Annotated in this window: 8 protein-coding genes; 3 read left to right on the top strand and 5 right to left on the bottom strand. The window is 70.4% G+C overall.

Annotation, left to right across the window (positions count from 1 at the left end; translation table 11 throughout):
• Positions 1-79: 79 nt before the first annotated feature.
• The 3 genes from ACFHYO_RS00870 to ACFHYO_RS00860 all read right to left on the bottom strand — a co-directional run bounded on the left by ACFHYO_RS00870 (position 80) and on the right by ACFHYO_RS00860 (position 3,534).
• The gene (locus ACFHYO_RS00870; protein ID WP_394317662.1) at positions 80-667 is read right to left on the bottom strand and encodes a hypothetical protein; all 588 of its coding nucleotides are present in this window, start codon (positions 665-667) and stop codon (positions 80-82) included.
• 95 nt (positions 668-762) lie between these two features.
• On the bottom strand, positions 763-2,562 hold the full coding sequence (gene lepA, locus ACFHYO_RS00865) for a translation elongation factor 4 (protein ID WP_394317660.1): 1,800 nt from the start codon (positions 2,560-2,562) through the stop codon (positions 763-765).
• Positions 2,563-2,601: 39 nt separating this feature from the next.
• Positions 2,602-3,534: a DMT family transporter gene (locus ACFHYO_RS00860; RefSeq protein ID WP_394317658.1), complete on the bottom strand. Its 933-nt coding sequence runs from the start codon at positions 3,532-3,534 to the stop codon at positions 2,602-2,604.
• A gap of 54 nt (positions 3,535-3,588) precedes the next feature.
• Between ACFHYO_RS00860 and ACFHYO_RS00855 the strand changes: the two genes are divergently transcribed.
• Positions 3,589-3,777, top strand: a complete 189-nt coding sequence (locus tag ACFHYO_RS00855; RefSeq protein ID WP_036710783.1) for a cation transporter — start codon at positions 3,589-3,591, stop codon at positions 3,775-3,777.
• A gap of 15 nt (positions 3,778-3,792) precedes the next feature.
• On the opposite strand, the gene ACFHYO_RS00850 is transcribed toward ACFHYO_RS00855, so the two are convergent.
• A complete protein-coding gene (locus tag ACFHYO_RS00850; protein ID WP_394317656.1) occupies positions 3,793-4,485 on the bottom strand; it encodes an HAD family hydrolase in 693 nt (230 codons plus the stop codon).
• A gap of 242 nt (positions 4,486-4,727) precedes the next feature.
• Between ACFHYO_RS00850 and ACFHYO_RS00845 the strand changes: the two genes are divergently transcribed.
• Both ACFHYO_RS00845 and ACFHYO_RS00840 read left to right on the top strand, forming a co-directional pair.
• On the top strand, positions 4,728-5,045 hold the full coding sequence (locus ACFHYO_RS00845) for a hypothetical protein (RefSeq protein ID WP_139305898.1): 318 nt from the start codon (positions 4,728-4,730) through the stop codon (positions 5,043-5,045).
• 51 nt (positions 5,046-5,096) lie between these two features.
• A complete protein-coding gene (locus tag ACFHYO_RS00840; RefSeq protein ID WP_394317654.1) occupies positions 5,097-5,798 on the top strand; it encodes an NAD-dependent deacylase in 702 nt (233 codons plus the stop codon).
• On the opposite strand, the gene ACFHYO_RS00835 is transcribed toward ACFHYO_RS00840, so the two are convergent.
• Complete coding sequence (locus ACFHYO_RS00835) at positions 5,795-8,227, bottom strand: heavy metal translocating P-type ATPase (RefSeq protein ID WP_394317652.1); 2,433 nt, start codon at positions 8,225-8,227, stop codon at positions 5,795-5,797. The genes ACFHYO_RS00840 and ACFHYO_RS00835 overlap by 4 nt on opposite strands.
• Positions 8,228-8,421: the final 194 nt, after the last annotated feature.

Raw genomic sequence — 8,421 nt, 5'->3', positions numbered from 1 at the left:
ACTACGACCCTCTTTCCGAAAGTTGGACGCTAACTAAAACGGGCCGCTCCTTCGCTGCTAAACTCCGCTAACGAGTCATTTAGGAATAGCGTTTCTTGATTCCTGTCGGCAGCCAAGAAAGTTGTGTGGGACTAGAACTGTCCTTGTCCCACACAAACCACGCGTAAGCCGTCGTCCCGCTGCCCTTACGTTCGACATTTTTTGGATAGAAGGTAATTCTCTCACTGAATACCCAGACGCGAGATGGCGGCGTTCTCGAGAAAATTTTTTTTTGCCGCGCGGCCCCTTCGAGGAATGCTAGTCGAAGCAATAGCGCAAATTTCTTGTTGGCAGTCTTCAGACCTGCCGCCACGAACTCTTCAGCAAGATTATACGGGGGATTGGTGATAACGTTTGAGTGGCGCGCAGAGGATGCCGTAAAGTCAATACCTGCCTCGCCATATCCCCGATCAAATAGATCGGAACTGCGCACCGGAACACCCAAAGTTTCCAAAACAGTGCTCATGGCCCCATCCCCACAAGCGCTCTCCCAAATATCGCCGGAAAATTTCTCATTTTCTATCAGGGCATAAGTGGCCCACGAAGGAGTCGGATAGAAATCTGGCCCTTCGATGTCCGCACGACGCTTAGTCGTCGGCTGGGGTGAAAGAACAAATTGCTTGTTCATATTGGACTCTTTGTCTGCTCGTTTCTTGGCAGACTCGCAGATTGAGTACGGCGAAGCAAACAGGTTATGAATCTTTGACACATCAAAGGGTTAGGTCACCCATCTATCTTCAACGCCGAAATAAACGCCGATTGCGGGATCTCCACCTTCCCGAACTGGCGCATCTTCTTCTTGCCGGCCTTCTGCTTCTCAAGCAGCTTCTTCTTCCGCGTGGCATCCCCGCCATAGCACTTGGCGGTCACGTCCTTGCGCAGCGCGGCCAGCGTCTCGCGGGCGATCACCCTCCCGCCGATGGCCGCCTGGATCGGGATCTTGAACATATGCCGCGGGATCAGCTCCTTGAGCTTTTCCACCATCACCCGGCCTCGTGCCTCGGCGCGGTCGCGGTGGACCATGATCGACAGCGCGTCCACCGGCTCGTCGTTGACCAGGATCGACATCTTGACCAGGTGATCTTCGCGGTATTCCGAGATCTGGTAGTCGAAGGACGCATAGCCCTTGGTCACCGATTTCAGCCGGTCGTAGAAGTCGAACACCACCTCGGCCAGCGGCAGGTCATAGACGACCATCGCCCGGTTGCCGGCATAGGTCAGGTCCAGCTGGATGCCGCGGCGGTCCTGGCACAGCTTCAGCACGTCGCCCAGATACTCGTCCGGGACCATGATCGTGGCCTTGATCCGCGGCTCCTCGATATGGTCCACCAGCGTCAGGTCGGGCATGTCGGCGGGGTTGTGCAGGTCGCGCACCTCGCCGTCGCGCATGTAGAGCTTGAACACGACCGAGGGCGCCGTGGTGATCAGGTCGAGGTCGTATTCCCGCTCGAGCCGGTCGCGCACCACCTCGAGATGCAGGAGCCCCAGGAACCCGCAGCGGAAGCCGAAGCCGAGCGCGGCCGAGGTCTCCATCTCGTAGCTGAAGGACGCGTCGTTCAGCGCCAATTTCTCGATGGCGTCGCGCAGGGCATCGAAGTCGTTGGCGTCGACCGGGAAGAGGCCGCAGAACACCACCGGCTGGGCGGGCTTGAAGCCCGGCAGCGGGGTGTCGGTGCCCTTCCGCTCATGGGTGATGGTGTCGCCCACGCGGGTGTCGCGGACCTGCTTGATCGAGGCGGTGAAGACGCCGATCTCGCCCGGGCCCAGTTCGGGGATGTCCTTCATCGCCGGGGTCAGCACGGCCAGCTTGTCGATGCCGTAGACCGCGCCGGTCTGCATCATCTTCACCCGGTCGCCCTTGCGGATCACCCCGTCCATGACCCGGATCATCACGACGACGCCCAGATAGGCGTCATACCAGCTGTCGACCAGCATCGCCTTGAGGGGCGCGTCGCGCTCGCCCTTGGGCGCCGGCAGCCGGGTCACGATGGCCTCCAGCACGTCGGGGATGCCAAGGCCCGTCTTGGCCGAGATCATCACCGCGTCCGAGGCGTCGATGCCGATCACATCCTCGATGTTTTCCTTGACCCGCTCAGGCTCGGCCGCGGGCAGGTCGATCTTGTTCAGCACCGGCACGATCTCGTGCCCCGCGTCGATCGCCTGATAGACGTTGGCGAGCGTCTGCGCCTCGACGCCCTGCGAGGCGTCCACGACCAGCAGCGACCCCTCGACCGCGCGCATCGAGCGGCTGACCTCATAGGCGAAGTCGACGTGGCCGGGGGTGTCGATCAGGTTCAGCGTGTAGGTCTGGCCGTCCTTGGCGGGATAGGAAATCCGCACCGTGTTGGCCTTGATGGTGATGCCGCGTTCCCGCTCGATGTCCATGCTGTCGAGCAGCTGCTCCTTCATGTCGCGCTCGGCGACGGTGCCGGTCATCTGGATCAGACGATCGGCCAGCGTGGATTTGCCGTGGTCGATATGAGCCACGATCGAGAAATTGCGGATGAGGGAAAGCTCGGTCATGGCCGGGCTATACAGGGGCCACGGCCACGCGGGAAGGGGTCAGACGCGCGGGCCCGGCGGCGGCCCCGCGGCACGGGCGCGGCAGAACTCGCGCCACATGGCAAAGCTGCCCGCCCCGACGATCACCGCCGCCCCGGCGAGGGTCGCGGCATCGGGGCGCTCGCCGAAGAACGCCACCGCGAGGACGAGGGTGAAGACCAGCCGGGTATAGCGGAACGGCGCCACGGCCGAGGCCTCGCCCACCCGCGTGGCGCGGACCATCATCGCGTAGCCGAGCGTGCCAACCAGCACCGCGACGGCCAGGGCCAGGGCCTCGGCGCGGTCGGGGACCAGCATCGCACGCCCCTCGGCCGCCGCCAGCGCCAGCCCGCCGGGGATCAGCGCCGCATAGGCCGAGGCCGACAGCTGGTGCGACGGCACGTGGCGCGGCATCCGCCGGGTCGAGAGGTCGCGCAGCGCCAGCCCCGCCACCGCCACCAGCGCCAGCAGCGAGGCGGGCTGGAACGCCGCCGTGCCCGGCCGCACGATCATCAGCACGCCCGCAAAACCGGCGAGGATCGCCGCCCAGCGCCGCCAGCCGACGCGCTCGCCCAGAAACAGCGCCCCGCCCATCACCAGCGCCAGCGGCAGCGCCTGCAGGATCGCCGAGGCCGAGGCGAGGTCGCTCAGCGCCAGCGCCGAGACGAAGCAGAGCGTGCCGAGCAGCTCGCCCGCGTTGCGCAGCACCACCGCCGGACGCAGCAGGTCGCGGGTCCAGAGCCGCCCACCGTCGCGCGCCAGCAGCGCCCAGAACACCGCCAGCCCCGCCGCGCCCAGCGCCGCCACGATCTGCCCCGCGCCCAGCCGCACGCCCAGCACCTTGATCGCGGCATCCTCGACCGCGAACATCGCCATCGCGCCGGTCATCCAGCCGGCGGCGCGCAGGTTGCCGAGGTCGGGCGCTGTGGGGGTGGGGCGGGTGCTGGCGGTCATGGTCCGGGCGATGCTAGAGTCCCTCCGCAGCGTCAAGCCGGGAAAGGATGCGCGATGAGGTTCCACGTCGAGGACATGACCTGCGGCCATTGCACCGCCGCCATCGAAAAGGCCGTCGCCGCGGCCGGCGGCCGCGCCACCGCCGATCTCGCCAGCAAGATCGTCACGGTCGAGGAGCTGGGCACCGCCCGCGCCGCCGAGGTGATCTCGGCCGAAGGCTACACCCCCGTCCCGCTGGACTGACCGTCCCGCTCGCCGTCAGCCGCCCGCCTCGATCCGCGCGATCAGCGTGGGCAGCGCGGCGATCCGGTCCAGCCGGTGGAAGCGCGGGTGATCGGGGTCCGCGGCGTCCTCGTGCGCCCAGCCGAGCGCCGCGGGGATCAGCACCCCGTGGCCGCCGATCTCGATCACCGGCAGCACGTCCGAGCGCATCGAGTTTCCCGCCATCAGGAACCCCTCGGCCGCGATCCCGGCCCGGCGCAGCACGGAACGGTAGGCCGCGGGCGTCTTGTGCTGGACGATCTCGACCTTGTCGAAGGCCTCGGCCAGCCCCGAGGTGGCGAGCTTGCGCTCCTGGTCCAGCACGTCGCCCTTGGTGATGAGGATGAGCCGGTGTCCGGCGAGCCCCGCCAGCGCCTCTTCGACGCCCGCGAGCAGCCGGACGGGGTGGCGCAGCATCTCCTGCCCCAGCGCCAGCAGCCGGGCCGTGACCGGGCCGGGCAATTCGCCCCCGGTCAGTTCCAGCGCGGTCTGGATCATCGACAGCGTGAAGCCCTTGATCCCGTAGCCGTAGATCTCGAGGTTGCGGATCTCGGTGTCGTAGAGCCGCGCGCGGATCGTCGCGGGGTCGGCATGGTCGGACAGCAGGGCGACGAAATCGTCCTGGGTCAGATGGAAGAACGCCTCGTTCTCCCACAGGGTGTCGTCCGCATCGAGGCCGATGGTCAGCATGGTCCCGCGCCTAGACCGCCCCCGGCCGCGGCGCAAGCGGGCCTCACGCCCGGGTGATTCGCGCGTGAGGCGAGCGCGATCGCGCGGGATGCCACAATATCTGGTGGGCGGCCTGCGCAAACCCTACCGCTTGTGTCCTGCGACATCGGGACGATTGTCGCAACGCCGAGGATTTGGTATCGGAAGCTCATCACCAACGACTGCCGCCAAGGCAGCTTTCCCGGGGACAGGAGCCTGACGCCATGCTGAAATCATCGGTGCTGAAGCCTGCCGTGGCCGTGGCCGCGATCCTGATGACCGCGCCATTCGCGGTCGCGGGGCCGGTGGACAACGCCTGCGTGCGGTCCGAACGCGGCGCCCGCAACCCGGCGCTCTGCGGCTGCATCCAGCAGGTCGCGGACATGACGCTGTCGCGCGCCGACCAGCGCCGCGCCGCGGGCTTCTTCCGCGACGCCCAGCAGGCGCAGGATGTGCGGATGTCGAAAAGCGCGTCCGACAACCAGTTCTGGGACCGCTACAAGAACTTCGCCGCCGCGGCCGAGGCCTATTGCGCGCGCTGACGCGCTCCCGTGATTCCTTCCGCTGACGCTCGCCGCTGAAAGACCGCGCCGATGGCCCGCCGCCCTGACCGCATCGTGGTGCTGACCGGCGCCGGGCTTTCGGCCGAAAGCGGCATCGCTACCTTCCGCGACGCGGGCGGGCTCTGGGAACAGCACCCGGTCGAGGACGTGGCGACGCCCGAGGCCTTTGCCCGCGACCCCGACCTCGTGCTGCGGTTCTACGACCTGCGCCGGGCCGCGGCGGCCGCGGTGGCGCCCAACCCCGCCCATCACGCGCTGGCCCGGCTGAGCCATGAGGCGGGCGTCACGCTCATCACCCAGAACGTCGATGCGCTGCTCGACCGGGCCGGGGCGCGGGACGTGATCCACATGCACGGGCGGCTCGACAGCGCGCTCTGCGCCGCCTGCGGTCACCGCTGGCCCGCGCCCGAGACGATGCCGCGCGGCACCCGCTGCCCGGCCTGCGGCGCCCCCGCCGCCCGGCCCGACATCGTCTGGTTCGGCGAGATGCCCTATCACATGGACCGGATCGAGGCCGCGCTGGCCGAGGCCGACCTGTTCGCCGCCATCGGCACCTCAGGCCAGGTCTATCCGGCCGCGGGCTTCGTCGATCTGGCCACCGCGATGGGGGCCGAGACGGTCGAGCTGAACCTCGATCCCACCGCGCCGGGCCGGTTCGAGCGCACCATCGCCGGGCCTGCGGGGACCACCGTCCCCGCGTGGGTCGACAGCCTCATCGGCCCGCAGCCTTAGGCAAACCGCCTGAGCCGCAGCGCGTTCGTCACCACGAAGACCGACGACATCGCCATGGCGCCTGCGGCGAGCACCGGCGAGAGTTGCGGCCCGCCGAACGGCACCAGCGCCCCCATCGCCACCGGGATCAGCGCGGCGTTGTAGGCAAAGGCCCAGAACAGGTTCTGGCGGATGTTGCGCATCACCGCGCGGCTCAGCCGGATCGCCCGGGCCACACCGGCCGGATCGCCCGAGGCGAGCACCACCTCGGCCGCCTCGATCGCCACATCGGTCCCCGAGCCGAGCGCGATGCCGGTCTCGGCCGCCGCCAGCGCCGGGGCGTCGTTGATCCCGTCGCCGACGAAGACGCTGCCCCGGCCCATCGCCCGGATCGCCTCGAGCTTGCCCTCGGGCAGCACGCCCCCGGTCACGTCGTCGATCCCGAGCCGCCGCCCGACGGCTTCGGCCGCCGCCGGCACGTCGCCCGAGATCATCGCCACCTTGAGCCCCAGCCGGTGCAGCGCCGCGACGGCCTCGGCCGAGCTGGCGCGGACCGGGTCGGCCATGCCGAGCACCGCGACATGGGCGCCGTCCACCGCCAGGTGCACCGGCGTCGCGGTCTCGGCAGCCAGCGCCTCGGCCCGCGCGGCGAGCGGGGGGGAGAGCGCCACGCCCGCCCCGGTCAGGGCGCCCGCGTTGCCGATCAGCACCGCGCGCCCCTCGACCGAGGCCGAGAGCCCCTGCCCCACCGCCGCCCGGACGCCTGTGGCCTGCGGCAACGCCAGCCCCCGGTCCCGCGCCGCGGCCAGCACCGCGGCGGCGAGGGGGTGTTCGCTCAACGCCTCGGCCGCGGCCGCCAGACGCAGCGCCTCGGCCTCGTCCATGCCCTCGGTCTCAAGCGCCACCAGCGCCGGGCGCCCCTCGGTCAGCGTGCCGGTCTTGTCGAACCCCACCACGCGCGCCTCGGCCAGCCGCTGCAGCGCGTCGCCGCGGCGGAAGAGGATGCCCAGCTCGGCCCCGCGCCCGGTCCCGACCATGATCGAGACCGGCACGGCGAGCCCCATCGCGCAGGGGCAGGCGATGATCAGCACCGCCACCCCGGCGACCAGCGCCGGGGCGAGGCCGGGGCCGAAGACCAGCCACAGGCCAAAGGCCAGCGCGGCCAGCGCCATGACCACCGGCACGAACACCCGCGTCACCCGGTCCACCATCGCCTGCACCGGCAGCTTGGTGGCCTGCGCGTCCTCGACCAGCCGAACGATCCGGGCCAGCGCGGTGTCGGCGCCGGTCGCGGTCACGCGATAGGTCAGCGCCGCGGGGCCGTTGACCGTCCCGCCCGTCACCGGGTCGCCGGGCCGCTTGACCGCGGGCACCGGCTCGCCGGTCAGCATCGCCTCGTCGATGGCGCCCTCGCCCTCGGTGATCTCGCCATCCGCCGCCACGCGCGCGCCGGGCTTGAGCCGCACCAGATCGCCCGGCACCAGCTCGGCCACCGGCAGCTCGACCTCGGCCCCGCCGCGCAGCACGGTGGCGGTGGCGGGGGCCAGCTCCACCAGCCGCCGGATCGCCTGCCCCGCCTGCCCGCGGGCGCGGGCCTCGAGCCAGCGGCCCATGAGGATCAGGGTGACGATCACCGCCGCGGCCTCGAAATAGACGTGCCGCGCCTCGGGCGGCACCAGGCCGGGCGCCAGCGTCACCACGCTGGAATAAAGGAACGCCGCGCCGGCGCCGAGCGCCACGAGGCTGTTCATCTCGGGCGCCCCGCGCAGCAGCGCCGGAATGCCGTGGGCGAAGAACCCCCGCCCCGGCCCGACCAGCACGGCGAGCGTCAGCAGCATCTGCCCGAGCCACAGCACCTGTTCGTCGACGCGGTGCATCAGCCAGTGATGGAAGCCCGGGATCATGTGCCCGCCCATCTCGGCCACGAACACCGGCAGGGTGAGGACCGCGGCGAGGATCAACCGGCGGCGCAGCGCGGCGGCCTCGTCGGGGACCGCCGGGGCCGGCGCGCCGTCCGAGGGCGCCGTCGCCGGATAGCCCGCCCGCGTCACCGCCCCGGCGAGCGCCTCGGGCGAGACGCCGGGGGCGTGGGTGACGCTGACCGAGCGGGTGGCGAGGTTCGCCGCCGCTCCGGTCACGCCGGGCAGCGTGGTCAGCGCCCGCTCGACCCGGCCGGTGCAGCTCGCGCAGGTCATCCCCTCGACGCTCAGCCGGGTGGTGCTCAGCGCCGCCGGATAGCCCGCCCGCTCGAGCGCGGCGAGCGCCGGCGTCACCGCGGCCGGGTCATCGAGCCGCACCCGGGCACGGCGGGTGGCGAGGTTCACGCTCGCCCCCGCCACGCCCGACACGGCGGTGAGGGCGCGCTCGGCCCGGCCGACGCAGGCGGCGCAGCTCAGGCCCTCGACGGGAAACTCGATCTCTCTGGTGTGGGTCGTGCGGGGTTCGTGCATGTCATCCTCTCTGGTCCGGTCGCGGGGGCGGGTCCAGAGGGGACGGGCGGCGCCTGCGGACAGGGCGGCGGATGGGAGAGGTCCAAGAGCAGCACAGGCGGCACGACGCGCAGCGGCTTGCGCGAGGGGCGCGCCGCGCGGCGGCGCCCCGCGGCATGGCACCGGCAGGCCCGGTCGCCGCGCCCGCGGCACAG

This window comes from Paracoccus panacisoli, from assembly GCF_042435015.1.
GTDB classification, from domain to species: Bacteria; Pseudomonadota; Alphaproteobacteria; order Rhodobacterales; family Rhodobacteraceae; genus Paracoccus; species Paracoccus panacisoli.
The sequence above is the reverse complement of the archived record's forward strand: the minus strand, read 5'-3'. Positions and strand labels throughout refer to the sequence as shown.